The sequence below is a fragment of the Streptomyces sp. NPDC001108 genome (assembly GCF_053598535.1).
The window spans coordinates 108595-133629 of the sequence record NZ_JBSFKL010000008.1 but is presented as its reverse complement, the minus strand read 5'-3'; the positions used below and the strand labels follow the sequence as shown (position 1 = coordinate 133629).

Here is a 25035-nt window from a genome sequence, read left to right as displayed (position 1 = left end):
CCGCACCATGCGCACCACGATCACCACCACCGGACCCCTGACGGCCCGGAACCTGCCGGGAACGGGATCCGGAACCGGCCCGCCGGTCTACGACGTGACCGTCATCGGCGCGGGCGTCGTCGGCACCGCCATCGCCCGCGAACTGGCCCGCCACCCCCTGCGCACCGCGCTGCTCGACGCCTCCGACGACATCGCCAACGGCACGTCGAAGGCCAACACCGCGATCCTGCACACCGGCTTCGACGCCGTGCCCGGCACACTGGAGGCCCGGCTCGTCCGCGAAGGAGCCCATCGGCTGCGCGCCTACGCGGCCGGGGCAGGCATCCCCGTCGAACGGGTCGGCGCCCTTCTCGTCGCCTGGGACGAGGAACAACTCGCCGCTCTGCCGAGCCTGTTGAAGAAGGCCGAACACAACGAGTACCACGCGGCCCGGCTCCTGGACGCCGACGAACTGCGGAACCGGGAGCCACGGCTCGGCCCCGGCGCGCTCGGCGCCCTGGAGATCCCCGACGAGAGCCTCGTCTGCCCCTGGACGACCCCCCTCGCCTACACCACCCAGGCCGTCCGCGCCGGAGTCCACCTCCACCTGAACTGCCGGGTACGGGACATCGACGACGACGGCGGCCTGCACACCCTCACCACCTCCCGGGGCACCCTGCGCACCCGCCACCTGATCAACGCCGCCGGACTGTACGCCGACGAGATCGACCGGCTGCTCGGCCACGACGAGTTCACCGTCACCCCGCGCCGGGGCCAGCTCATCGTCTTCGACAAGCTCGCCCGGGACCTGGTCCGCCACATCCTGCTCCCGGTCCCCACCGCCGCCGGCAAGGGCGTACTGGTCACCCCGACCGTCTTCGGCAACGTCCTCCTCGGCCCCACCGCCGAAGACATCGACGACAAGACCGCCACCGGATCGACCGCCGACGCCCTCGCCCTGCTCCGCGAGAAGGGCCGCCGCATCCTGCCCGACCTCCTCGACGAGGAGGTCACCGCCGTCTACGCCGGACTGCGCGCCGCCACCGGCCAGGAGGACTACCGCATCCGCTCCCGCCCCGACGAACGCCACATCACCGTCGGCGGCATCCGCTCCACCGGACTCACCGCCTCCATGGCCATCGCCGCCCATGTCGTCGGACTGCTCGGGGAATCCGGCCTCGACCTCGGCGAACCCGCCGAACTGCCGCCCGTCACCCTGCCCAACCTCGGCGAGGCCTTCCCCCGCCCCTACCAGGACGCCGCGCTCATCGCCCGCGACCCGGCGTACGGCACCCTGGTCTGCCACTGCGAACGCGTCTCCGCCGGCGAGATCCGGGACGCCCTGGCGAGCACGGTGCCACCGGGCTCCCCGGACGGCCTGCGCCGCAGAACGCGTGCCGGGAACGGCCGGTGCCAGGGGTTCTCCTGCGGAGCCGCGGTCCGCGCCCTGTTCGAGGAGGCCCGGTCGTGACCCGGCACGAACGCACCGTCGACGTCCTGATCGTCGGCGCCGGTCCGGCCGGCCTCGGCGCCGGGGCCGAACTCGCCGCGTCCGGCGCGGGCCGGGTCGAGATTCTGGAACGCGAACAGACCGCGGGCGGCATCCCCCGCCACTGCCACCACGGCGGATTCGGCGGCCGGACGATCGGCCGGGGCACCGCCACCGGACCCGCGTACGCCCGCGACTGCGTCGCCACCGCCCTGCGCGCCGGAGCCGCCCTGCGCACCGGCGTCTCCGTCACCGGCTGGGCCGGACCCCTCACCGTCGACACCACCGCGCCCACCGGCCTCGAACGGATCACCGCCCGCGCGGTCGTCCTCGCCACCGGCGCCCGCGAACGCCCCCGCAGCGCCCGGCTCGTCCCCGGCGACCGCCCGCCCGGCGTCCTCACCACCGGCGAACTCCAGCAGACCGTCCACCTCCACGGGCGGCGGATCGGCGGCCGCGCGGTCGTCATCGGCGCCGGACCGGTCGCCCGGGCCGCCGCCGACACCCTGCGCGTCGCGGAGACCGAGGTCGTCGCCCTGGTCACCGACCAGCCGACCGCCCCGTTCGCCGCCCTGACCCGGGGCAATGACCGCACCCCGGTCCTCACCCGCACCACCGTCACCGCCCTCGTCGGCCGGAAACGGCTCACCGGCGTCGCCGTCCGCCACCAGGACGGCCGCACCACCACGCTCCGCTGCGACACCGTCGTCTTCACCGGCGACTGGATCCCCGAACACGAACTGGCCCGGCGCGGCGCCGTCACCCTCGACCCCGGCACCCGGGGACCCGCCCACGACCCGGACCACCGCACCGACCGGACCGGAATCTTCGCCGTCGGCAACCTGCTGCACGGGGTGGAGAGCGCGGGCCACGCCTTCGCCGAGGGCCGGGCCGTCGCCGCCCCCGTACTGCGCCACCTGATCACCGGCACCTGGCCCGCCCACCGGCCGGCCATCGCCGTCGATGCCCCGCTGAGCTGGGTCGCCCCCAACCTCGTCGGCCCCGACGGCACCCTTCCGACCGGCGGACGCTTCCTTCTGCGCACCGCCGAACGGCTCACCGCGCCGCTGCTCCTGGTCCACCAGGACGGCCGGGAACTGCACCGGGAGCGGCTGCTGCGGTCCGCCGTTCCGGGCCGGTCCTTCCCGCTGCGCGCCGACTGGCTGGAGCGGGCCGAACCGGACGGCGGCACCGTACGGATCACGCCATGCTGACCACGCGTCAGGGAATCAGCAGCCAGTCCGAACCGATGGCCGCGACCAGGCCGACGGCGAGCAGCCAACTGCCGAGCCGCGTACGCCCGTTGCGACTCAGCTCGATCACGATTCCGCACAGGATCAGCGCCAGCCCGTACACCCCGACCACCAGGACGGACGACCGGCTGGCGATACGCAGTGCGAGAACGACCGCCATCGCGGCCATCCCCACCGCCGACAGCGCCATCCGCAACCGTCTCGCTTGGCGGGGCGTCAGCCTGCGGTCACCGGCCTCGTCGGCATCGGCCTCGGCGTCTGCGCCGGTCTCGGTGTCGACGACCACATCGGAAGCCGCCTCCGCGTCGGTCGCCGCCTTCTTTTCCCCGGCGTCCGCCTCCGCGCCCGCTTCCTTCTTCGTCCTCGCCCCCGCGACGCCCGTGTCCGCGGCTATCGGGGCGTCCACGCTTCGGCCCTGCTCCTGGTCCTGGTCAGAATTGCTCATGACGCGCGATCGTAATGGCTGCGGGCCGCCCTGTTCGCCGCTCGGTGCGACGGGTGCCGGATCCGCCCCGGAGCGGACCGCTCCCGGACCCTCAACGCACCGGGCCGCACAGCCGCGGCGCCTCCGCCACCGGATCGATCCGCCGGTCGGCCGCGCCCTCCTCCGCCACCCGCCCGGCCAGCCCCTCGGCCCAGTCGATCAGCCCGGCGACCCCGATCCCGTACGGCCGGCCCGCGGCGAATCCGGTCAGCGCCGCCGCCCCGCGCCGCAGCAGCCGCGCCCCGCCCGTCGCGTTGCCCCGGGCCGCGTGGGTCAGCCCCACCGCCAACTGCGCGAGCCCCCGCCACAGCTCCCGCTCCGACTCCGGGCCCGACTTCCACGCGTCCTCGAACACCTCGTGCGCATGGAACGGCATCCCCGCGTCCAGGAGCCGCTGCGCCTCGCGCACGGTCTCCTCGGGGGCACGCACCACCCCCTCCGGCTGCCGGGCCACCCCCTCGCTCCCGTACGGAAGCGGGCGGCCCAGCCCGTCACGCGGGCGCGCGTTGCGTGCCCGGCCCCCGGTGTCCCGGTCCCTGCGATTTCCGTCCACTCCACGATTGTGCCCGCACCCGCGCTGAACTGTCCGAACCACTGTCCGTGGACCAGTGTTCACGACTAGTGTCGAAACCACACGCATCACCTTGGGGAGGGTAGGGATGAAGCCGTCCCGGCCGCTGTACGAACGCGAACCGGAACTCGCCGCCGCCGCGGAGGCGGTGGACGCCCTCTGCGGCGCCCAGGCCGTCGGCGGGCTGCTGATCTTCAGCGGCGAGGCCGGTATCGGCAAGACCGCGCTGCTCGCCGAGATCCAGGCGATGGCCGCCGACCGCTGTACGGTCTGGTCCGCACGGGGCGGCGAAACGGTCACCTCCGTGCCGTTCCACGTCGTACGCCAACTGCTCCAGCCCGCGTTCGACCGATTCCCGCCCGACGAGGTGCGGGCACTCTTCGGCCCCTGGTACGAGGTCGCCGCACCGGCGCTCGGACTGGCCGAGCCGAGCGGCCCGCAGCCCGATCCGCAGGGTGTGCGGGACGGCCTGGACTACGTCGTCGCCCGGCTGTCCTCCCGGCTGAGCCACCGTCCGCTGCTGCTCGTCATCGACGACGCGCACTGGGCGGACGGCGAATCCCTCGCCTGGCTCGCCTCGTTCACCGCCCGGCTGAACGAGCTCCCGGTCCTGGTCGTCCAGGCCCACCGCCCGGAGGAGTTCGCCACCCGTGAGAAGGAGGACGGAGTGGGCGGCGCCCACCCCGCCCAGGTACGCGTCGCGCTGCGCGCCCTCACCCCGGACGCCACCGCGGAACTGGTCCGCGCCGGCCCTCGGCGAACACGCGGACGACCCCTTCTGCCGCGAGGTGTGGGCGGTCACCGGCGGAAACCCGTACGAGGCGGTCGAGCTCGTCGCCAAGGTGCAGGACCGCGAGCTGGTCCCGCTGGACGAGTCGGCCGGACTGCTGCGCGAGCTCGGCGCCTCCGCCCGCGGCAGCGGCCTCGTCGCCCGGCTCGAACGGCTCGGTACCAACGCCACCCGCTTCGCCTGGGCCGCGGCCGTTCTCGGCACCGACATCTCCCAGGACCTGGCCGCCACCCTCGCCGGAATGACCTCGGCCGAGGCCGCCGACTGCACGGCGCGGCTGCGCGAGGCCCGCATCGTCACCGGCTTCGACCCGCTGGAGTTCGTCCACCCGCTCATCGCGAGCGCGATCTACCGCGCCATCCCGCCGGCCACCCGCACCGCCATGCACGGCCGGGCCGCCTGGGCGATCAACCGGGCCGGACTCGGCCCCGCCGCGGCCTCCCGGCATCTGCTGGAGGTCCACCCGGACGACGACCAGGAACTCGTCGAGCAGCTCCGCGAGGCGGCCAAGCAGCACCTCGCCGTCGGCGCCCCGGAAGCCGCCCGCCGCTGCCTCGAACGCGCCCTGCGCGAACCCCCGCGCGAGCGCGTACAGGCCACCCTGCTGTACGAGCTGGGCTGCGCCACCCTGCTCAGCTCCCCGGCCACCACCGTCCAGCACCTGCGCAACGCGCTCGACATGCCTGGGCTCGACGACGACCAGCGGGTCGACGCCACCTACCGGCTCGCGGCCGCGCACTCGCACAACAACCAGCTCAAGGAGGCGGCGAGCGCACTCGCCGCGGAGGTCGCCCGCACCGCCCCGGGCCCCGGCCTGATGCGGCTCCAGGCCGCCCACTTCCTCTGGGAGGGCATGCAGGCCACCGAGGAGGACGGCCCCGGCCGCTCCGCCCGGCTCGCCCGCAACGCCGACCATCTGCACGGCCGGGACAACGCCGAACGCGCCCTGCTCACGCTCCGGGCCTTCGACGCCATGGTGCGCGGCGAGAACGCCCAGCTCGTCGTCGACCTCTGCGAACGCGCCCTGGTCGGCGGACACCCGGCCAGGGGACTCGGCTGGACCGACACCGAATGGGGCTTCGAGCTGCCGACCCTGGTCGGCATCACCTATGCCTTCACCGACCAGCTCGACCGCGCCGAGGAACTCTTCGCCGAGGCGGTCCGCGCCTTCGAGATCTCCGGCTGGAGCGGCGCGCACCTCGCGTTCGCGCACACCCTGCTCGGACTGGTCCACCGCCGTCGCGGAAGGCTGGCGGAGGCCGAGGGCTTCCTGCGCGAAGGGCTGCGCCTCGCCGACCGGGTGGGCAGCGGACTGCCGGTCCACTGGGACGCGGCCTGCCTGCTCATCGACACCCTGGTCGCCCGGGGCCGGGTCACCGAGGCCCGCGAGATCGCCGACCGCTACACCTTCGAGGCGCCCTACCCCAGCGCGATGGTGCTGCCCGACGGCCCCTGCGTACGCGGCAGGCTGCTGCTGGCCGAGGGCCGGACCAAGGAAGCGATCGTCGAGCTCGAAGCGGCCGGTCAGAAGCTCGAACCGCGCGGCAGGTTCAACGGCGTGTGGGCGCCCTGGGCCGGCGATCTCGCCCGCGCCTTGGCCGAGGAGAACCCGGACCGCGCGGCCCAACTCGCCGCCACCGCACGGGTGCACGCCGAGCGCTTCGGCACGGAGACCGCGATCGGTGAGGCCCTGCACTGCCTCGCCCTGTTCGCCGCTCCCGAGGAGGCCACCCGTCTGCTCTCCGAGGCGGTCCGCCACCTGGAGTCGTCCCCGTCCGCGTACGAACACGCGCTGGCCCTGGTCGACTACGGCATCGCGATCCGCTCGCCGCGCGAACTCGCCCGGGCGTACAAACTGGCCACCGCCTGCGGCGCGGAGTCCCTGGCGAACCGCGCCCACCAGGCACGGGCGTCGATCCGGTCCTCGGAGTGAGGTAATGTTTGTCCTGCGAGGCCGCCCGGCAACACCGGGACGGAACATCGCATCGGGACGTGGCGCAGCTTGGTAGCGCACTTGACTGGGGGTCAAGGGGTCGCAGGTTCAAATCCTGTCGTCCCGACTGGAGACAGTCGCAGATCAGGGCTGGTTTCGGAGGAATCCGAAACCAGCCCTTGATCATTCTTGGGGGCCTTCGACGGGCTGCTCGGTCAGTCGGTGACTGCGTTGCGATGGTCACCGAGATCGGCTTGACCAGGTGGAAGCCTGGACGCTGTGGTCACGCCGTCGGCCAGGATGTTCCCGGATTCGCGCGGTTCGAAGAGCCCAAGCGACAGGCAGCGTGAACGCCAGGCGCAGGGTACGGGCGGCGGCAGGGTGGCGCCGCCCGTACCTGGGTCAGAGACCCGAACTGAGTGCCGACGTATCGCTCGAAGTGACGTGCGCCGTGCCGTCGGCGTCCAGCCATGCGATGCCGCTGCCGAACTTGTCCACGTCGTAGTTCTTCCAGCCGGTCGAGACGGGCAGGTCTGCCAGCGTCCGGGGCGCGGCGACGGTGCCGGTGTGGAAGTCGATGAGCTGCAGCTTGCCCGTGGCTGTGTCGTGGTTGACGAGGAAGCCGTCTCCGAGCTTTCCACGTTTGGGCAGACTGATACCGGCACCGGACTTCAGGTCGTACACGCCGAACGGGGTCGACTGGTCACCGGTCGTGTCCTGGCCCAGGCAGTCCCAGTACATCCAGTGCCCGGCGACCTGGATGTCCCGGATCACGCACGAGGCGCCGACCGTGTACGGGGTGATGGCGCCCGAGACCAGATCGCGTGCCTCGACGCGTCCGCCGGTGCCGTCGGTGGTCCACAGCGTGGATCCGCCGAGTGCGGCCGCGGGGGTCTTCAGCTGCTGGACCACCGTCCCGCCACCGGGTGCTTCGAAATCGACGACCACCCGCTCGTCGCCACCTCCGTAGACCGCGTACCGCCCGGCGGCGTCGCGCAGGCCGCGGCCCGAGGTCGGAGGCATGGCGCGGTCGAGGGGCACGACCTCGGTGCGCGTACCGCCTGCCGTTGCGCGGACCAGGACGTCCCGCTGAGAGGCTTCGTCGTACCGTACATGGACGACCGAACCGTCTCCCGCGCCCAGCGGCTGGCCGTAACCGTCACCGAGGGGGGCGGTGGTGACCTCGGAGCGTGCCCCCGCCGACGGCGTACCGGTGAGGGTCACCTCGCGGGTCTGATAGGAAGGCCGCGGCCCGCTGTCCTCCTCCTTGGTGACCAACTGGCCACCGGAGAGGGCAATGCCACGCAGAACGGCGGGCGCGGCGGGTACCTGGGAGAGCGTGCGCAGCGTAGGGCGGCCGTCCGGTCCGGTCTCGACCCGGCGCACCGCCCAGTCGCCGGCGTGCGCGCCGCCCACCGTCACCGCCCCGCCGCCGGGGACCTGCAGCAGGTCGGGCTGCGCCGCGTCCAGCAGGGTGACGGGTGAACCGCCGTCGAGCGGGACGGCCTTGAGGGGACCTCCCCGACGCGCGGGAGGGTTCTGCTCGGTGGGGGCCTGCGGCCGGTAGGTTGTGAGGAGCCACTCGCCGGCCAGCCCGACGACGGGAGTGCCCTCGTCGGAGGGCGGCACGGTGACGGAGGTCTGTGCCCCGGACGGGGCGTCACGGCGGATCACCCGGGCCTGGCTCATGCCCTTCTGGTACCAGGCGATGTGGGTGGGGGAAACGGCGGCCTGGACGGACCAGGGCTCGTCGACGGCGACGTTTGTGGAGACGGGCGTCAGGGTGCCGGTCGTCAGGTCGACGAGGCCGATGGTGTGCGCGCGGGTGAACCTCACGACGGCCAACTGCCCGTCCCCGGCGGCGACGGGGTACCGGTCGAAACGCAGTCCCGGTGGTGGTTCGACCGGGGTTTCGGTGGTCACGCCGTCCTGGAGCCGGAGGACGTGCAGCTTGTCCACCTGCCACACCTCGTTGTACGAGAGCGTCAGCACGGTCCGCCCGAAGGAAGCGACGGTGTACTGACCGTCAGGCACGGTGAGCGGAGTCGACTCACCCGTCGCCGGGTCGCGCAACTGCACGACTCCACTCGCACCCACGGGCACGGGAAGGATGTCCGTCCCCGCGCCGTAGTAGCCCTGCTGGCCCGGCAGTTGGCCGGTGAAGTTCTCGACGTTCCGCTCGGTTCCGTCGTATCCGCGCCACTGGTACAGGGCGGTGGAGCCGTCGTCCGTCTCCCGCCGATGCAGGTAGCCGGTGTCTCCCGCGGCGTACAGCACGTCCTGGACGGGCGTATATCTGTCCGGTGCGGTCAGTGCGACCTCAGGCGTCTCGGACTCTTCGGCGTGGGCTGTGGGAGAGGCGGCGACGGGCACGGCGGCGAGCGCGAGGACGAGAGCGAGACGACGCACAGAATCGGACACGTGTTTGAATTTTGTGGTCACGTATATCTCAGCGCCGAACGGGCCGAGAACATCACACCGGCCGGGGCGGGCCCCTCGGCCGATCAGAGGACGGCCTTCGTGCGGCCTCGGTGTTTCAAGCCCCGGCCTGGCTGGATGTTCGAAAGCTGAACTTCAGGTCAGGGGGTGTCCGGGCCGGCTCCTCGCAGGAAGAGGTCGACGACGTCCTGGGCCAGGCGGTCGGCGGACGCCTGATGGCAGTCGTCCTGCGGGGGATGAACAGTGGCGGCGAGCTCCATGAAGGCGGTGGCGAGGAATCCCGGGTCGGCTTGCCGTAGTGCGCCCGTGGCCACCGCCTGGGCCATGAGGTCGGTGACGGGCTGGATGAGGCCGCGCACGTAGGCGTGGGAGACCTCGGCGCGCTGGCCCTCCTCGAGATGGCGGGTGGCGTAGTAGATCTGGTTGCTGAGCGCGGAGTTGTAGGTGCCCTGGGCATAGGAGGCGGCGAGGGCGAGAAGCTTGTCGCGCAGGGTGCCGGGGGTGGCGAGTGCGCTCTGGAGGAGGGCGGAGGCTTCCTTGGTGTAGTGGTCGGCCACCTCCATGAACAGGGCGGGCTTTCCGCCGGGGAAGTGGTGGTAGAGGCTGGCCTTCTTCACGTCGACGGCTTTGGCGATGTCGTCGAGGGAGACGCCGAGGTAGCCGTAGTCGGCGAGTCGTCGGGCGAACTCGTCACGGGCACGGGCGCGGGTGTCGCTCTGGCGGGGCATGGTGGTCAGACTCCTGTACGAGTACGACGGGTCAGGGTGAGGTGGGCCGCAACGGCGCCCGCCGCCAGGAGAACGAGAGCGACAAGGGCGCCCGGCGGCAGGTTCTGCTCGTTCCAGGGGGCGGTGAGCAGACTGCGCATGGCTTCCAGCGGCGGGGTGAGCGGGTTGATGTCGGCAGCGTGGCGACCTGGGCAGCGCCCCGGGAGGGGCGGGGCATGGTGGTGAGCATCCGGACGTTAGTGCTCTTGCTCGAGCCGTTGGGGCCGAGCAGGCCGTAGACCTCTCCGGGGTTCACCTCCAGGTCGAGCCGGTGCACCGCAGTGTGCTCGGCGAAGTCCCGCCCGAGCCCGACGGCACGGATGGAAGGGGTGGTCATGTTGCCCATACTGCAAACCTACCTATCGATAGGTAGGTTTGCAAGCGGCCCCCAGTCACCGGTACTCCGAGCTTCCCCGGTCCGTGCGAAGGTCAGCGGCTGCACGGCGGCGGGGGCGTCGGCGCCGCCGCCGTCGGATCGACCGCCGTGACGATGCCCCAAGCGGGGCCCGGACGTTCTGACGTCCGGGCCCCACCGGGGACGGGGATGTCAGCGCTTCATGAGAGCGAAGACGCCCCAGCTGAGGTACTCACGCCCGTAACGGGCGTAGTGGGCGGGCTCGGTGGTGAGTTCTTCCCGTACTTCGGGGGCGAGTTCGTCGTCCGGGTTCTCATCGAGCCAGCGGCGCATGCTGAGCCACTGCGCCGCGGCGTAGCGGTCCCAACTGTTCTGGTCGGCCAGCGTCATTTCCACGACGTCGTAACCGAGTTGCTGGAACTGCTCGATCAGACCGGGGAGGAGCAGGAAGTCGGCGACGGAGGTGGCGTGGCATGCCTTGGCGGTCTCCTCGTCCGGAGGGGTCTGCCGCCAGAACGGTTCGCCGATCAGCATCGTCCCTCCCGGCCGGAGGCTGCGCTGGAGCAGCTCGGTCGTTCCGGCGACACCGTTGCCGATCCAGGTGGCGCCGACGCAGGCGGCCAGATCGACCGGCTGGTCGGCGACGTGGCCGGCGGCGTCACCGTGGACGAACTCGACCCGGTCGGCGACGCCGAGTTCGGTGGCGCGGGCCCGGGCCTGCGCGGTGAAGAGCGTGCTGATGTCGACCCCCGTACCGGTGAAGCCCAGGTCGCGGGCCCAGGTGCACAGCATTTCGCCCGAGCCGCTGGCCAGGTCGAGCACCCGGGTCCCGGCGGGGAGGCGGAGGGATTCGCCCAGGGTGGCGAACTTGTCCGCGGTCAGCGGGTTGTGGATGCGGTGGCCGCTCTCGCGGATGGTGAAGATGCGGGGAAGGTCCATGACCGTATTCCTTTCCGTCATGCCTTGAAGTGGGGGGACTGCTTGAGGGCGCGCACCTGGCGCGAGATCCGCTTCATCGGCCGTTGCAGCTCGGCGCGCAGCCGCGCGTCGGTGCGGGCGGCTGCGTAGGTGTTCTCGCGCTGCAGCCGGTGGTAGCTGTCGAGGCGCCGCTGGGTGAGACGGCCGTCCTCGACGGCGGCCAGCACGCCGCAGCCCGGCTCGGTGGTGTGGGCGCAGTCCGCGAAGCGGCAGTCGCGGGCCAGCTCGGTGATCTCTGCGAAGGTGTGCTCCAGGCCGTCGTCGGCGTCGTGCAGGCCGACGCCGCGCAGGCCCGGGGTGTCCAGAAGCACTCCTCCGTGGGGCATCGGCACCAGTTCGCGCCAGGCGGTGGTGTGTCGGCCCTTGCCGTCGCTGCCGCGTACCGCGCCGGTGGCCAGGAGATCCTCGCCGAGCAGTCGGTTGCCGAGGGTGGACTTGCCCGCGCCCGAGGGTCCGAGCAGCACGACCGTGCCCGACAGGACGGCGGTCAGGACGTCCAGGCCCTCGCCGGTGGTGGCGCTGGTGACCAGCACCTCCGCCCCCGGAGCCGCCTCGGCCACCTCGGACGCCGCAGAAGCGGGGTCGATGGACTGGTCGGCCTTGGTGAGCACCACCACCGGTGTGGCGCCGCTCTCCCAGGCCAGGGCGAGCATCCGTTCGATCCGCTCGAGCTTGAGCGGGTCGGCGAGAGAGACGGCCACCACCACGGTGTCGACGTTCGCGGCCAGGATCTGGGCGTGGGAGGTCCGCGAGGAAGTGGAGCGGACCACCGCACTCCGTCGCTCCAGCACCTTCACCACGGTGGCGGAGGTCGCCGGTCCGGCCGGCCGGACGGCCACCCAGTCGCCGGTGCACGGCGTCAGCCGGTCACCGGTACCTGAGGAGGGGAGGACCGTCGCGCGGACGGGGCCGGTCTCGGCGACGATGTCGCACAGACCGCGCTCGGTCCGCACGACCCGGCCCGGTACCAGTCCCTCGTCCCTCGATGGACCGAAGGACCGCTCACGTTCCGTGTCCCAGCCGAAGTCGGCCAAGGTCGGGACGCGCGAAGGACAGAAGAGAGCAGAAGGGGGAGAAGCGTGTTGGTGAAACAATGGAAGAGACCCTTGAGAGGGGGTCTCGCCGGACGTCAGACGTGCCGGAACCACTCCCTGCAGAGAAGGGAGGTCGACAGAGGAAAGGTCAGGCCGAGACCCGAGAGATGCGAACGAGTCGGGCACCGCACACAGCGGTGGTCACCACGACCGTCATCGCGCATCTCCTCCGATCTCCAAGAATGGCCTGGTTGCCACTTCAACGGAAACCGTAGCATCTTCTATGAACCCATGAGTCGGCCCCGACCGACCGGAAGCGTTTCTTGGGCAGTGCTTCAGCACGCAGCCCAGGGCCAGGCACCGGTCGCATGCGCACGAGCGACGCACAGGCGCAGATGAGGGCCGGTTTCGAATCCGCAACCAGCCCTTGATCATTCTCGGGGCCCGTCCGCCGACCTGAGTCCTTGACCGGGGTCAGTGGGGAGGGCCTTGACCATTTCCCCGTCGACCAGGACGACGAGGCAGCCGCAACCACCGGTGCAGTACTCGACCTCGCCCTCGGACGTGCGGTGGTGGGACCGCAGCGTCCACCACCGTGCCTCTCCCTCGGTCGGCCCGTGGCAGACGGGGCAGCGGTCCTGTGCCGGTGCGGCGGTGGCCGAGGGTGCGCGGGCCTCCGGCGCGGCAGGCCCTCCGGTCCGCCGCACCGACCAGGCACCGGCCAGGACGACCAGAGCAGCGGCCGCCAATTGGCGTACGGTCAACTGCTCGTGCAGCAGAAGGAGACCGACGGCCGCCGCCACGGCGGGGCTCAGCGCGAGGAGCACCCCGAAGGCGCGGGTGTCGATGCGCCGCAGCACCGTCATGTCCAGCGCGTACGGGATCAGCGAGGACAGAAGGGCGACAAGGAGGCCGGTGAGGAGAACGGCCGGGTGGGCCGCCACCGCGGCGCCGCCCGTGACGGCGGAGACCGGGGTCAGGACACAGGCGCCGCAGGCCAGCGCCAGCGCCAGGCCCGTCCAGTCGGGAAACAGTCGTCCGACCCGCCGGCTCAGGACCACGTACCCCGCCCGGCACAGCGCGGCGGCGCCTCCCAGCGCCAGCCCGACGGCGGGCAGCGAGGCCCCCGGGCCCGTCAGCAGCAGGACGCCCGCCAGCGCCAGCAACGCCACCACGAGATGCTCCAGCCGGCGGGACAGGGCGATCGACAGGGCGAGCGGGCCGAGCAGTTCCACGGTCGCGGCCACGCCGATCGGCAGGTGGCTGATGGCCTGGAAGTACGCCACGTTCATGGCCGCGAGGACCAGGCCGAGCGGGATCACCGCACGCCACTGCGTTGCCGTGACCTCCCGCGGCGACGGCCGGACGAGCAGCCAGAGGACCACGGCGGAGAAGCACAGCCGCATACCGGCCAGGGCCGAGGGGCCGACGGACGCGTACGCCTCCTTCGCGACGGCCGACCCCGCCTGAAGACTGGCGATCTGGACCAGCATCAACGCCGGCGCCGTCGCGGACCCCTGCCGCGACAGGCGGGCAGCCTGCACCATCGTGCCTCCGGGATCTCGTCGTGTCCGGTGTCGTCCGGAGGGCCGCCCGACGTCGTACGGCGTCATGGTCCGTCGCCCCGGTACCGGCCCGGGGCATACGATGATGTAATTGTCTTATGCAGTTCAACCATTACGGCGGTGAGGCCGCCAGGCTCGCCGCCGACCTGGTCAACCTGACCGCGGCACCTCACCCCGCGGACCTGGAACCGCTCCTGGCCGCGCACGGCGTGGTGAACCGCACGCTCACCACCGCGCAGGCCGAGGCCGTCTGGACGTGGAGCCGGCGCCTGGCCGCGTGTTTCGGGCGACAGAACCTCGACGAGCGGTGCGCCGAGGTCAACGCGCTCCTCGCCGACGCTTCGAGCAGCCCCCGTATCTCCCTGCACGACGGACGGCCCCACCTGCACTACAGCGCCACCGGCGCGGACCCGGCCGCGCACATCCGCGCCATCACCGCGGCCGGACTCGCCTACGTCATCTGCTCCGCCGACGCCGAGCGGCTGGGACGGTGCGCGCGACGCGACTGCGCCCTGGCGTTCGTCGACACCTCCCGCAACGGCAGACGCGCCTACTGCTCGGTGCGCTGCGCCAACAACGACGCCGTGGCCCGCCACCGCGAGCGCCGCCACGGAAACCCGACACCGACGACCGGCTGAGGCGTGTCCGGCGGGTCATGGCCGGGGGCGCGGTGGGCGCAGCCGTAGTTGGAGCATCGCCTCGAACCGCGCCTCCGGGTCGTCGAGATCGATGTCCGCGACCGTGGCCAGCCGCTTGAGGCGGTAGCGGAAGGTGTTGGGGTGGACGTGTACGGCGGCAGCGGCGGCGGGCACGTCGCCGAAGGTGCTCAGCCAGGCGTCCAGGGTCTCGGTGAGGGCCGTGCCGTGCTCGGTGTCGTAGGCGAGCAGCCGTATGACGGGGCCGTCCGGCAGATCGTCCTCGGCGGCCATCCGGTCCGTCAGCTCCTCCAGCAGCGAGGCGGCGTAGACGTCCGACAGCCGGGCGGCCCTGCGCCGGGCGCGGCCGGAGCCGAGGACGCGCAGCGCACGGTCCGCGTCGGCCCGCGAGCGGCGCAGCTCCACCGGGCGGGCGGCGAGTCGGCCGACCCCGATGACGGCGGGCACCCGGTCGCCGATCCGGCCGAGGAACGCCTCGGCGACCCGCAGCCCCTGCTCGTCCGAACCGGTGGGCAGGACCGCGTAGGTGACCTGGCCGAGGGTGGCGGCGGCGGTGCGGGGGTGGATCGCGGCCAGGTGGAGGGTGAGCGCCTCGGCGACGCGGTGGGCCGCGGCCACCTGGTCGGGCTCGTACTGCTCGCCGGTCACCGCGAGCGCCAGTACGCAGGCGGGCTGGGCGGAGAGGCCCAGACGGACGGCGGCCTGCGGCGCGTGCGTGCCGCCCTCCAGGACGGTGGCGAGCAGATCGGCGCGGAGCCGGCGCTCGGCGTCCGCGCCGGTGCGGCGGCGCAGCAGATGCAGGGCGGCGACCTTCGCCGCCTCGTGGAGGGCCTGGGTCCGGTCCGTGCTCAGCGGTCCGTCGACCACCACCCAGATCGAGCCGAGGACCTCGCCGCCGGCGCGGACGGCGATCGCGACCCGGGGCTTCTCCGCGATGCCGTCCACATAGACGGGCTCCTCCTTACGGTACAGGGCCTGGAAGGCGCCGAGTTCTTCCAGGGCACGCAGTTTCTCGGCGGGTACCTGACGGTCCAGTACGGTCGCGATCCGGTCGGGGTCGGCCTCGTCCTGCCGGCTGGAGAAGGCCAGCACCCGGCCGCCGCGGTCCTCCACGGTGACCGGGCCGTCCAACAGCCCGGCCGTCGCGTTGGCCAGGGCGAACAGGTCACCGGCGAGCGGCTCGGCGCCGTCGGCCTCGTCCGGACCGCCCACCGTGCCCAGTTCGTCGACCGCGAGCAGCGACCGCAGCAGCGCGGCCACCTGCGCCCAGGACGCCCCCGGCGTCAGGCCCAGCACGGTGACGCCGGTGCGGGCCGCCGCCTTCGAGACGGGTCCGTACACCGGGACCGGGGAGCGGACCACCACAGCCGCCGCGCCGAGTCCGGCGGCCGTGTCGACCAGGGCGGCGACCGGCCCGGCGCCGTATACACCGACGCCGAGCACCACCGCGCCGGGCAGCCTCGCGGGTTCGTCACGGGGGTCCTGGATCAGCACCCCCGTGACGGCACGGGCCGGGTCGGCCTCCCCGGCCACCACCTCGATCAGCGTCGAACCGAGATCGTTGATGATCCGGCCGAGAACGGCCCGCGGCTGTCCCGTCATGATCACAAGGTAGTTGATCGCGAAAGGGGCGCGGCGGGTGCGGACGGTCCGGCTCCGGGGGCCGTCATCGGCCGATCCACTCCGTCGACCTGGTCACCTCGGCCAGTTGCCCGGGGACGGGGGAGATCCCGATGCCGGGTCCGCGGGGCACGTCGAGATGGCCGTCGCGGAGTGTGAACGGCTCGGTGATGTCGGTCCGGTAGTACCGGCCGGAGGCGGACGTGTCGCCGGGGAGGGTGAAGCCGGGCAGTGCGGCGAGGGCCACGTTGGCGGCGCGGCCCAGACCGGTCTCCAGCATTCCCCCGCACCAGACGGGGACGCCGTGGGCGGCGCACACGTCGTGGATCCGCCGGGCCTCCAGATAGCCGCCGACCCGCCCCGGCTTGATGTTGACGACCGAGCAGGCGCCCATCGCGAGGGCGTCGGCCGCCGAACGGGCGGACACGATGGACTCGTCCAGGCAGATCGGGGTGCGGATCCGGCGGGCGAGTTCCGCGTGGCCCCGGACGTCCTCCTCGTCCAGTGGCTGCTCGATCAGCAGCAGCCCGTACGGGTCGAGCCGGGCGAGCTGGGCGGAGTCGGCGAGGGTGTACGCGGTGTTGGCGTCCACCTGGAGCTGTACGTCGTCGCCGAAGCGTTCCCGGACCGCGCGCACGGGTGCCACGTCCCAGCCGGGTTCGATCTTCAGCTTGATCCGCAGATAGCCCTCGGAGAGATATCCGTCGACGGTGTCGAGCAGTGCGGGGATGGAGTCCATGATGCCGACCGACACTCCGGCCGGCACCCGGTCGGCCGTCGCTCCCAGCCACTGGCCCATCGACAGCTGGTGGGAGCGCAGCCAGGCGTCGAGGACCGCCGTCTCCAGCGCGGCCTTGGCCATCCGGTGGCCCTTGAACGCGGCCAGCGCCGGGGCGACCGCCCACGGGTCGAGCGACGGCAGGGCGGCGAGGGTGGGCACGAAGTAGTCGCGCAGCACGTCCGCGGCGCCCGCGGTGTACTCCGAGGAGTACAGCGGATCGGCCATGGTGACGCATTCGCCGTAGCCCTCGTGGTCCTCGGTCCCGACCCTGACCAGCAGGATCTCCCGGGTGGTCATCGTGGCGAACGAGGTCCGGAAGGGCGCGACCAGTGGCATCGCGATCCGGCGCAGTTCGACCCCTGTGAGCTTCATGGCTGACTCTCCCGACGTCTGTCGATCACATACCAGCCGTCCCGGGTGAATCCGGTGACGGTGTGTCCCTCGGCCATCAGCCCGCCGAGGACCTCGCGCAGCGCGTACCGCCATGCGCGGGCCAGGGACGGGTCGGTCCGGCGCAGTTCCTCCGCCTCGGCGGGGATCCGGACCAGGACGGTGTCGCCGTCCCGCCGCCCGACGACGGGGCGGCCGTCGGGTCCGGCGTCCAGCGCCACCACGGTGCGGGCCCCCGCGCCGTCGACGGAGACGGCACGAGGGCGGCCCGCGGCGGATGCCACGGCGGGCTCGCCGGTCAGCTCCCAGCGCACCAGGAGCCGGTCCGTCTCGGTCCCGGCGTTGACCTCGTCCTGCATGACCCCGTAGAAGTCGGCCAGGTACTCGCTCGGTTCCGCGCCCAGTTTGGCCAGGTTGAAGTAGGCGTTGCGGCTGATCAGCGGGTCGAAGGTCCAGGTGACGGTGGTGATGGAGCGTTCCAGCGCCCAGGCCCGCTGGTGCTGCTTGACCGCGAAGCCGGCGTTGCGGCCCCGGAGGCTGCCGTCGACCCCGGCGATGTGCGAGTGCAGTCCGGCGCTGGCCAGGAAGCCCAGGCAGAATCCGGCCATCCGGCCGCCCTGGTCGATCCCGACGACATAGCTGCCGGAGTGCGCGAAGACCCGGAGCAGCTCCGGGGTGATCAGCGGCTTCCCGGGATCGGGCCGCCAGATCCGGTCCAGCACCCGGCATGCCTCGTGCATCTCGTCCAGCCCGTGCAGCTCCCGGACGGTGACGCCCGCCCGGAGCGCGGCCCGCTCGGCGGCCTCCCGCGCCTCGTTCATGGGGTCACCCGGCCGGGGGCGGCGGGTGCCCCGCGCAGCAGCGAGTCGACCAGGCGGGCCACGAGCGCCGTGCGGCGGGGCAGTTCGGCGACGACCACGTGCTCGTCGTCCGCGTGCGCCCCGCCGCCCACGGCGCCCAGGCCGTCGAGCGTGGGGGTGCCCACTCCGGCGGTGAGGTTGCCGTCGGAGGCGCCGCCGACCGCCACGCCGCGCAGCGGGCCGAGGCCCAGCTCCGCGTAGTGCCCCCGGGCGAGTTCGAACAGCCCGGCCGACGCGCTCGTCGGCAGCGGTGGCCGGTCCGGGCCGCCGGAGAAGGTGAGGGAGGCGCCGTCGAGGACCGGGGCGAGGCCGCGTACGGCGCGGTCCACCCGGTCCTGTTCGGCGGCCGTGGCCACGCGTACGTCGACCATCAGCCGGGCCGTGTCGGGCACCGTGTTGCGGGTGGTGCCGGAAGCGGCCACGGTCGGCGTCACGGTGGTGCCGGCCGCCGGGTCGGCGAGGGCGGACAACGCCAGGATCTGGTGGGCGAGTTCGGTGGTGGTGTTGACGCCCTTGCCGGGCTCCAGACCGGCGTGCGCGGCACGTCCGGCGACGGTCAGCTCGTAGCCGGACATCCCCTTCCGCGCGGTCTTCAGCGCGCCGCCCTCGCTCGCCTCCAGGACGAGCACGGCACCGGTCCGCCGGGCCTCGTCCTCGACGAGGGCGCGCGAGGTCGGGGCGCCGATCTCCTCGTCCCCGGTCAGCAGCACCGAGACCCCGTCCAGGTCGTCCAGGACCGAAAGGGCGTGGAACAGCTGCACCACACCGGCCTTCATGTCGAAGCAGCCGGGTCCGGTGAGCCGCCCGCCGGCCACCTCGAAGGGGTGCCGGGCCAGGGAACCCACCGGCCACACCGTGTCGAAGTGGCCGAGCAGGAGCACCCGGTCGCCGGAGCCGAAGCGCCAGCGCAGGGCGGGCCGACCCGAACCGTCGACCCACTCGGGCGCCGCACCGGTCAGCCGGGTGCCGAGCCCGGCGACGACCCGGGCGCAGTCGGCGACCGGGGCGAGGTCCGCGCTGGGCGACTCGGCGCGGACCAACTCCCCGATGTCGGCGAGCAGTCCGGGCAGCCCGGCCTCCAGGACGGTGACGATCTCGCTCATGTCAGCCCACCTTGGGGGTGGCGCGGCCACCGTGGTGGAGGTACGGAGTGCCGTCGTCGAGCGTGTGGAACACGACCGGGACCCAGGCTTCGAACCCCGGGCGCCGTACGACGAACACGCCCGGCTCGACGGGGTGCAGCTCGTACTCGTTCTCCGTCTCGGGGGTCAGGGCGGCCAGGGGGCCGGTGATCCGGTCCAGCATCACCAGGCCGCCGTCCCGCTCGACGATCTCGATCGTGCTGGAGAGTCGCTGGTAGACGCCGACGTGGTCGGCCGGGTCCACCGCCACCGGTCCGGTCGCGGGCCGGATACCGGCGCGCATCGTCACCCCGGCCAGCTCCCGGACGATTTCCGTGAACACGTCCCGGTAGAGGCCGGAGGTGTCGCCGCCGTTGGTGAGCAGGCAGATCGCCAGCTCGGCCTCGGGCAGGACCCGCAGGTAGGCGCTCTGTCCGATCGTGCCGCCGTCGTGTCCGAACACCCGCTGTCCGTCCCAGGTGTCCAGGAACCAGCCGAGGCCCCAGGCGTTGCCCAGGATGTACGGGTCGGGCAGTTCGACCTGCGGGGTCTGCATGGCGGCGACCGACTCCGCCGAGAGGATCCTGGTGCCGTCCGCGGTGGTTCCCCCGGCGAGGTGCAGCCGGGCGAACTCCAGCACCTCGCGCGGTGTGGAGCAGATCAGTCCCGCCGGACCGGCCGAGCGCATCAGCCCCCACAGCGGGGCCTGCGCCGGAGGGCTTCCCAGGTGTCCGATGGCGGCGCGGAAGCGCAGCACCTCCTCCGGCAGGGTCGCGGTGTGCGTCAGACCGAGGGGCCGGTACAGACGCTCGCGCATCAACTCGTCCCACTGGACGCCGGTGACGACCTCCAGCACCCGGCCGAGGAGGGTGAAGCCCGCGTTGCAGTACGACATGGTGGCGCCGAGCGGGTGGTTGGGCGGGGTGTCGCCCAGCAGCGCGACGTACTTCTCCAGGCAGTCGTCGCCGCGCCCGGTGTCGGTGAAGAGGTCGCCGTCGATGCCGCTGGTGTGGGTCAGGAGATGGCGAAGTGTCAATTCACGGGTCAACTCGTCGTTGTGAAGGCGGAGTTCGGGGAGTACGGAGACGACGGGGGTGTCCAGGTCGAGCAGGCCCTCGTCGACCAGGGCCATGGCCACCGTGGTCGTCCATACCTTGGTGATCGAGCCGACCTGGAAGAGGGTGTCGGTGGTCGCCCCGATCCCCGCCCCGGTGTTGGCGAGGCCGACGGCGGTCTCGGCGACGATCTCGCCGCGGTGCAGCACCGCGAGACCGGCGCCGGGCACGGAGCGGCGGGCGGCGAGCTCGGTGAGCCGGGTGGTCCAGCGGGCCGACAGCTCGGTGGTTTCGGTCATGTCGTGCTCCGGTTTCCGTGTCGTGCAGCGGTTGGTGTGCGTGGTGACCCAGTCGACGAGCCTGCGGGAGTAGTCCTCCCGGTGCGAGGGCCGGCCATCCAGGAGGAAGAGATGGGAACTGCCGGGGTAGACGACCAGTCGGGCCGGTACCCGCCGGGTGCGCAGCGCGTGGAACCACTGCTCGGCCTGGCCGACCGGGCAGGTGTCGTCCGCGCCGCCGTGCAGGATCAGGGTGGGGGCCCGTACGGCGTCGGCGTGGCTGAGCGGCGACAGTTCCGCCATCCGTGCCGGGTTGCCGATCTCGTGTTCGGCGATCAGATGGCCCTCCTCGGAAGTGCCGGCCATGCTCCTCAGGTCGACCAGGACCCCGCCGGGGACGACGGCGGTGAACAGCTCGGTGCGGGCGGAGAGCCAGCAGCTCAGATAGCCGCCGTAGCTGTAGCCGGTGAGGGCGATCCGGTCCCGGTCGACGAGCCCCTCGTCGACCAGGGCGGCGACCGGTTGCAGGACGTCCTGCTCGTCCGTCTCGCCCCAGGCGCCCACGGCGGCGGTGTAGTGCGCCTCGCCGTAGCCGTCGCTGGCGCGGACGTTGAGGGTGAGGACCGTCCAGCCGCGTGACGCCAGCTCCTGGTGGTAGAGGTGGACCGGGTCGGAGTGCGGGGCCCAGGCGTTGTGCGGGCCGCCGTGCAGATCGACCAGGAGCGGGCCGCCCGGGGGAGTGCCGGCGGCCCGGGTGATCATGCCGTGCACGACCGTGCCGTCCGCGATGCGGAACTCGCGTTCGGTGACCGGGTGGAGGGCGACCTCGGGCAGCGACCGGGTCATGTGGTCGGTGAGCCGCTCCGGCCCGCCCGGCTTTCCGTCGGCCCAGGCGGCCAGGTCCAGCAGCACGATCTCGCCGAAGCGCTCCGCGTCGCAGACCACGACCGCGGCCCGCCCCGCCCCGCTCGCGACCGAGCAGCCGCCGACCCCGGTTCCCGCGGGCAGCGGAGAGGCGCTGATCCCGTCCGCACCCACCCGGTACAGCCGCGTCGCGCCCCGGTCGCGGGCGCAGAACACGATGTCGTCGCCGTGGAACTGCGGCAGCGCGCCCGGGTAGCCGGGACCGCCGCCCATGACGTTGCGGTCCAGCGTGGCGCTGAGCGACACCGGCGCGGATCCGTCCAGCGGCTGCCGCAGCAGCTCCGCGTGGCCGACGCCGAACGAGGCGCGGCCGACGACGAGGAGCGCGGACCCGTCGGGGAACCAGCAGACCGGACCGGCCATGCCGTCGGCCGGCCCGACCCGGCGGGGCGCGGACGCGTTCTCCCCGACCCCTACGACATGGGCGGCCGAGGGGCCGAAGGACGCCGCGTCCGGCGTCGTCCGCGCCGGGTAGGCGAGCCGGGTCCCGTCGGGCGACCAGCTCGGCGGGCCGACGTGCCGGTCGTCGTGGGTGAGCTGTGCGACCTCTCCCGACGCCACCTCCACCACGAACAGCTGGGTCCGGACCGACCCGGTCAGGCCCGCCCCGTCCGCCTTCCAGCCGAGGGCGTCGATGACCACCGGCGCACCGTCCGCGCGACGCGCCTCGGGAGCGGCGAAGGCGATGCGCGACCCGTCCGGGCTCCAGACCGGGACGCCCGCCCCGGCCGGGCAGTCGGCGGACGTGGTGAGCGGCACGGCCTCCTCCCCGTCGACCGGCAGCAGATGGAGCTGCCCCGCGCGCAGGAACGCCAGCCGCGTCCCGTCCGGGGACCAGCGCGGCGCGGTGTCCGCCGGGCCGCGGGTGAGGCGCCGGGCCGGTCCGCCCCCGCCGCGCACCTCCCAGATCGAGCGGACCGCCCGGTCGTTCCCGGCGTCCTGCGTGGTCAGGGTGTACGCGACCCGTTCGCCGTCGGGGGACAGCGCGGGATCACCGGGGATCTCGAACCGGTACAGGTCGTCGATCGTCAGCGGTCGGGTCATGACGCCTCCTCGGAGAGGGCGAGTTCGGGTACGCAGGAGAGGAGTTCGCGGGTCGTCGGATGCTCGGGACGGGCCAGCACCCGATCGGCGGGACCGCACTCGACGAGGCGTCCGCCGTCCATCACGGCGACCTGGTCGCACAGGTGGCGGACGACCGCGAGGTTGTGGGAGACGAAGAGCATGGCGAAGCCCAGTTCGCGCTGGAGACGGCGCAGCAGATTGAGTACCGCGCCCTGTACGGAGACGTCCAGGGCCGAGGTGATCTCGTCCGCGATCAGCGCGGCGGGCCGGGCGGCCAGGGCCCTGGCCAGTGCCACGCGTTGGCGCTGGCCGCCGGAGAGCGCGTCCGGGGTGAGCGCGGCACGGGAGGGGGCGAGGCCGACGAGCTCCAGGCAGCGCGCCACCTCGGCGTCGCGTGCGGCGCGGCGTTCGCGGCGGGGCGACCGGCGCCCGTCCGCCCCGCCGGACAGCGCCTCGGCCACGGACGCGCCGATGGTCATGCGTGGGTCGAGCGAGGCGTACGGGTTCTGGAACACCAGTTGCACGGGGCTGCGCCCGCGTCGGCGGGAAGCGTCGGTCCCGTCGACCAGCACCTGTCCCGACCGCAGCGGGGCCAGCCCCACGACGGCCTTGCCGAGGGTCGACTTCCCCGACCCGGACCCGCCCACCAGCCCGGTCACCGTGCCTTCCGGTATCAGCAGGTCGACGTGGTCGACGGCGGTGAATCGGCCGTGGCGGACCGTGATCCCGCGTAGTTCGAGTGAGCTCATGACGTCGCCTCCACCGTGCGGGACGTGGTCGCGGCCGGCCCGGCCGGGTACCAGCAGGCGACCCGCCGGCCCGTACCGAGGTCCGTCAGTTCGGGGGTGTCTTCCTGGCAGCGGTTCCGGGCGCGGTCGCAGCGCGGGGCGAACGGGCATCCGGCGCCGGCCTCCCCGGGTTCCGGCGGCCGGCCGGGGATGGTCGCCAGTTCCTTCCTCGGGTCCGCGGCCATGGTCGGCGCCGTCCCGACCAGCGCCCGGGTGTACGGGTGGGCGGCGCCGCCGAGCAGTTCGCCGACCGGGAGGTCCTCCACGATCAGGCCCGCGTACATCACCAGGACCCGTTCGCAGACCTGGGCGACGACGGCGAGGTCGTGGGAGATCAGCAGCAGTGCGGCGCCGGACTCCTCACGGACCTCGGCGAGCAGGCCGAGGACCTGCTTCTGGACCACCGTGTCGAGGGCCGTGGTGGGCTCGTCGGCGATGATCAGCCTCGGCCTCCCCATCAGCCCCATCGCGATGACGGCCCGCTGCCGCATCCCGCCGGAGTACTCGTGCGGCCGCTGCCGGGCGCGGCGTTCCGGAGCGGCGATCCGGACGGCACCGAGCCGGTCGACGGCGCGCGCGGCGGCCCGGGCGCGGCTCGCACCCAGGTGCACCTCTGCCACCTCGGCGAGCTGGCGGCCCACCCGCAGGGCGGGGTTCAGCGAGGCCATCGGGTCCTGGAAGACCATGGCCAGCCCGGTGCCGAGCCGGGGATCCGCCCGCAGGTCGGCGCCGTCGAAGCGGAGGGCGTCGGCCGAGACCCGGCCCGGGTGGGGGACCAGGTCCGCGAGCGCCAGCGCGCTCAGGCTCTTGCCCGATCCCGACTCGCCGACCAGGCCGACGGCCTCGCCCGCGTGGATGTCCAGCGAGATCCCGCGTACGGCCTGCCGCCCGCCGGGGAACGTCACCCGCAGACCGCGCGCCCGGACCAGGGCCCCGTCGCCGCCGGCGACCGCCGCTTCCCCGGTCGTCGGCGACGACTGCGGCGGCGGTGCCGGTTCCGCCGTCCGTGGCGCCCGCCGGCCACCGGCCTGTGCGAGCACCTCGCCGACCAGACCGAACATCAGCCCCGTCAGGACGACAGCCGCGCCAGGCGCGAGAGCGGCCGCCGGGTTCACGAAGACACGGCTCAGCTGCTCGTTGAGCAGCCGCCCCCAGTCGTACTGCGGCGGCTGCACCCCGAGCCCGAGGAAGGACAGCCCCGAGAAGGCGACCAGGATGCCGCCGGTCGCCTGGGTGGCGAACAGCACCGACGGTTCGGCGATGTTGGGCAGCAGATGACGCACCACCATCCTGAACCGGCCCACGCCGAGGATCCGGGCCGCCGCCACGTAGTCGGAGCCCGCGACCGACGCCGTCAGGTTCTGCACCAGCCGCGCCATGGGCGGGACCATGGCCAGCCCCACGGCGAACACCGCCCCGGTGGTGCCCACCCCGAAGACCGTGGCGAGGAAGAGCAGGAACAGCAGGCCGGGAAAGGCCACCAGCACACCGACGACCGCGGTGATCAGCCGGCCTGGACGCCGTCCCACGACCGCCGGGGCGACACCGAGCAGCAGCCCGCCGCCGACGCCGATCACGGCGGCCAGCAGGGTGAGCCGCAGGGTCGGCCGGGTCGCCACCACCACGCGGGCCGCGATGTCCCGGCCGAGCTGGTCCGTACCGAGCAGATGGGCGGCGCTGCTGCCCTGGTTGATCGCGTCCGTGTCGATCCGCGCCGCCCGGTCGCCGAGCAGTACGGGACCGAGAACGGCGACCAGCGCGACCAGCAGGCAGGCGGTGAGCGCGGTGACGCCGAGCGGCGTCCGCAGGGTGCGCCCGAGCCGGTGCCGCAGTGAGCTGTCGTGGTGGGGATGAGGCATC

Annotated in this window: 18 protein-coding genes, 1 tRNA gene and 1 pseudogene; 5 read left to right on the top strand and 15 right to left on the bottom strand. The window is 73.1% G+C overall.

Translation table 11 applies throughout. From position 1 onward, the window contains the following. Positions 1–7: 7 nt before the first annotated feature. Both ACWC97_RS19620 and ACWC97_RS19615 read left to right on the top strand, forming a co-directional pair. Complete coding sequence (locus tag ACWC97_RS19620; RefSeq protein ID WP_450650756.1) at positions 8–1450, top strand: FAD-dependent oxidoreductase; 1443 nt, start codon at positions 8–10, stop codon at positions 1448–1450. Next, entirely contained in the window at positions 1447–2682 is a 1236-nt protein-coding gene (locus ACWC97_RS19615) for an NAD(P)/FAD-dependent oxidoreductase (RefSeq protein WP_450650557.1), read from the top strand. The genes ACWC97_RS19620 and ACWC97_RS19615 overlap by 4 nt, the downstream gene beginning before the upstream one ends. Before the next feature lie 7 nt (positions 2683–2689). Here ACWC97_RS19615 and ACWC97_RS19610 read toward each other — a convergent pair whose 3' ends face one another. Both ACWC97_RS19610 and ACWC97_RS19605 read right to left on the bottom strand, forming a co-directional pair. Further along, positions 2690–3166, bottom strand: coding sequence for a hypothetical protein (locus ACWC97_RS19610; RefSeq protein WP_352274427.1), 477 nt, complete (start codon positions 3164–3166; stop codon positions 2690–2692). A 91-nt stretch (positions 3167–3257) separates the two neighbouring features. Further along, a complete protein-coding gene (locus ACWC97_RS19605) occupies positions 3258–3758 on the bottom strand; it encodes a DUF309 domain-containing protein (protein WP_352274428.1) in 501 nt (166 codons plus the stop codon). A gap of 106 nt (positions 3759–3864) precedes the next feature. On the opposite strand from ACWC97_RS19605, the pseudogene ACWC97_RS19600 reads away from it, so the two are divergent. Beyond that, positions 3865–6499: pseudogene (locus tag ACWC97_RS19600) on the top strand (ATP-binding protein). A gap of 53 nt (positions 6500–6552) precedes the next feature. Then, positions 6553–6626: transfer RNA gene (locus ACWC97_RS19595), tRNA-Pro, on the top strand. A gap of 275 nt (positions 6627–6901) precedes the next feature. Here ACWC97_RS19595 and ACWC97_RS19590 read toward each other — a convergent pair. The 6 genes from ACWC97_RS19590 to ACWC97_RS19565 all read right to left on the bottom strand — a co-directional run bounded on the left by ACWC97_RS19590 (position 6902) and on the right by ACWC97_RS19565 (position 13619). Next, positions 6902–8920, bottom strand: coding sequence for a hypothetical protein (locus tag ACWC97_RS19590; protein WP_450650555.1), 2019 nt, complete (start codon positions 8918–8920; stop codon positions 6902–6904). 158 nt (positions 8921–9078) lie between these two features. Continuing rightward, positions 9079–9666, bottom strand: a complete 588-nt coding sequence (locus ACWC97_RS19585; protein WP_450650553.1) for a TetR/AcrR family transcriptional regulator — start codon at positions 9664–9666, stop codon at positions 9079–9081. A 31-nt stretch (positions 9667–9697) separates the two neighbouring features. Further along, positions 9698–10042: an ATP-binding cassette domain-containing protein gene (locus ACWC97_RS19580; RefSeq protein WP_450650551.1), complete on the bottom strand. Its 345-nt coding sequence runs from the start codon at positions 10040–10042 to the stop codon at positions 9698–9700. Between the two features lie 210 nt (positions 10043–10252). After that, complete coding sequence (locus ACWC97_RS19575; RefSeq protein ID WP_352274433.1) at positions 10253–10999, bottom strand: SAM-dependent methyltransferase; 747 nt, start codon at positions 10997–10999, stop codon at positions 10253–10255. A 17-nt stretch (positions 11000–11016) separates the two neighbouring features. Then, a complete protein-coding gene (gene rsgA / locus ACWC97_RS19570; protein WP_450650549.1) occupies positions 11017–12132 on the bottom strand; it encodes a ribosome small subunit-dependent GTPase A in 1116 nt (371 codons plus the stop codon). Positions 12133–12503: 371 nt separating this feature from the next. Continuing rightward, positions 12504–13619, bottom strand: coding sequence for an EamA family transporter (locus ACWC97_RS19565; RefSeq protein WP_450650547.1), 1116 nt, complete (start codon positions 13617–13619; stop codon positions 12504–12506). Positions 13620–13735: 116 nt separating this feature from the next. Between ACWC97_RS19565 and ACWC97_RS19560 the strand changes: the two genes are divergently transcribed. Next, positions 13736–14275 (top strand): CGNR zinc finger domain-containing protein, encoded by a 540-nt coding sequence (locus tag ACWC97_RS19560; protein ID WP_352274436.1) that lies wholly within the window; start codon positions 13736–13738, stop codon positions 14273–14275. Between the two features lie 15 nt (positions 14276–14290). Here the strand turns inward: ACWC97_RS19560 and ACWC97_RS19555 are convergent, their stop codons facing one another. From ACWC97_RS19555 to ACWC97_RS19525, 7 genes are all read right to left on the bottom strand, one after another. After that, entirely contained in the window at positions 14291–15895 is a 1605-nt protein-coding gene (locus ACWC97_RS19555) for a PucR family transcriptional regulator (protein ID WP_450650544.1), read from the bottom strand. A 64-nt stretch (positions 15896–15959) separates the two neighbouring features. Continuing rightward, positions 15960–17066, bottom strand: coding sequence for an o-succinylbenzoate synthase (menC, locus tag ACWC97_RS19550; protein WP_450650542.1), 1107 nt, complete (start codon positions 17064–17066; stop codon positions 15960–15962). Continuing rightward, complete coding sequence (locus ACWC97_RS19545) at positions 17063–17905, bottom strand: GNAT family N-acetyltransferase (protein ID WP_450650540.1); 843 nt, start codon at positions 17903–17905, stop codon at positions 17063–17065. Before ACWC97_RS19545 ends, menC begins: the two co-directional genes overlap by 4 nt. Next, positions 17902–19047, bottom strand: coding sequence for a M20 family metallopeptidase (locus ACWC97_RS19540; RefSeq protein ID WP_450650538.1), 1146 nt, complete (start codon positions 19045–19047; stop codon positions 17902–17904). Before ACWC97_RS19540 ends, ACWC97_RS19545 begins: the two co-directional genes overlap by 4 nt. A 1-nt stretch (position 19048) precedes the next feature. Continuing rightward, entirely contained in the window at positions 19049–22366 is a 3318-nt protein-coding gene (locus ACWC97_RS19535) for a serine hydrolase (protein WP_450650537.1), read from the bottom strand. Continuing rightward, entirely contained in the window at positions 22363–23136 is a 774-nt protein-coding gene (locus ACWC97_RS19530) for an ABC transporter ATP-binding protein (protein WP_450650536.1), read from the bottom strand. The genes ACWC97_RS19535 and ACWC97_RS19530 overlap by 4 nt, the downstream gene beginning before the upstream one ends. Further along, positions 23133–25034, bottom strand: a complete 1902-nt coding sequence (locus ACWC97_RS19525) for a dipeptide/oligopeptide/nickel ABC transporter permease/ATP-binding protein (RefSeq protein WP_450650755.1) — start codon at positions 25032–25034, stop codon at positions 23133–23135. The genes ACWC97_RS19530 and ACWC97_RS19525 overlap by 4 nt, the downstream gene beginning before the upstream one ends. Position 25035: the final 1 nt, after the last annotated feature.

What these genes read in the sequence shown, in the direction of transcription:
- ACWC97_RS19565 (WP_450650547.1), bottom strand. Translation starts at nt 13,619, where the DNA reads ATGGTGCAGGCTGCCCGCCTGTCGCGGCAGGGGTCCGCGACGGCGCCG.
- ACWC97_RS19580 (WP_450650551.1), bottom strand. Translation starts at nt 10,042, where the DNA reads ATGACCACCCCTTCCATCCGTGCCGTCGGGCTCGGGCGGGACTTCGCC.
- menC (WP_450650542.1), bottom strand. Translation starts at nt 17,066, where the DNA reads ATGAAGCTCACAGGGGTCGAACTGCGCCGGATCGCGATGCCACTGGTC.
- ACWC97_RS19610 (WP_352274427.1), bottom strand. Translation starts at nt 3,166, where the DNA reads ATGAGCAATTCTGACCAGGACCAGGAGCAGGGCCGAAGCGTGGACGCC.
- ACWC97_RS19585 (WP_450650553.1), bottom strand. Translation starts at nt 9,666, where the DNA reads ATGCCCCGCCAGAGCGACACCCGCGCCCGTGCCCGTGACGAGTTCGCC.
- ACWC97_RS19575 (WP_352274433.1), bottom strand. Translation starts at nt 10,999, where the DNA reads ATGGACCTTCCCCGCATCTTCACCATCCGCGAGAGCGGCCACCGCATC.
- ACWC97_RS19620 (WP_450650756.1), top strand. Translation starts at nt 8, where the DNA reads ATGCGCACCACGATCACCACCACCGGACCCCTGACGGCCCGGAACCTG.
- ACWC97_RS19540 (WP_450650538.1), bottom strand. Translation starts at nt 19,047, where the DNA reads ATGAGCGAGATCGTCACCGTCCTGGAGGCCGGGCTGCCCGGACTGCTC.
- ACWC97_RS19525 (WP_450650755.1), bottom strand. Translation starts at nt 25,034, where the DNA reads ATGCCTCATCCCCACCACGACAGCTCACTGCGGCACCGGCTCGGGCGC.
- ACWC97_RS19530 (WP_450650536.1), bottom strand. Translation starts at nt 23,136, where the DNA reads ATGAGCTCACTCGAACTACGCGGGATCACGGTCCGCCACGGCCGATTC.
- ACWC97_RS19545 (WP_450650540.1), bottom strand. Translation starts at nt 17,905, where the DNA reads ATGAACGAGGCGCGGGAGGCCGCCGAGCGGGCCGCGCTCCGGGCGGGC.
- ACWC97_RS19535 (WP_450650537.1), bottom strand. Translation starts at nt 22,366, where the DNA reads ATGACCCGACCGCTGACGATCGACGACCTGTACCGGTTCGAGATCCCC.
- ACWC97_RS19555 (WP_450650544.1), bottom strand. Translation starts at nt 15,895, where the DNA reads ATGACGGGACAGCCGCGGGCCGTTCTCGGCCGGATCATCAACGATCTC.
- ACWC97_RS19560 (WP_352274436.1), top strand. Translation starts at nt 13,736, where the DNA reads ATGCAGTTCAACCATTACGGCGGTGAGGCCGCCAGGCTCGCCGCCGAC.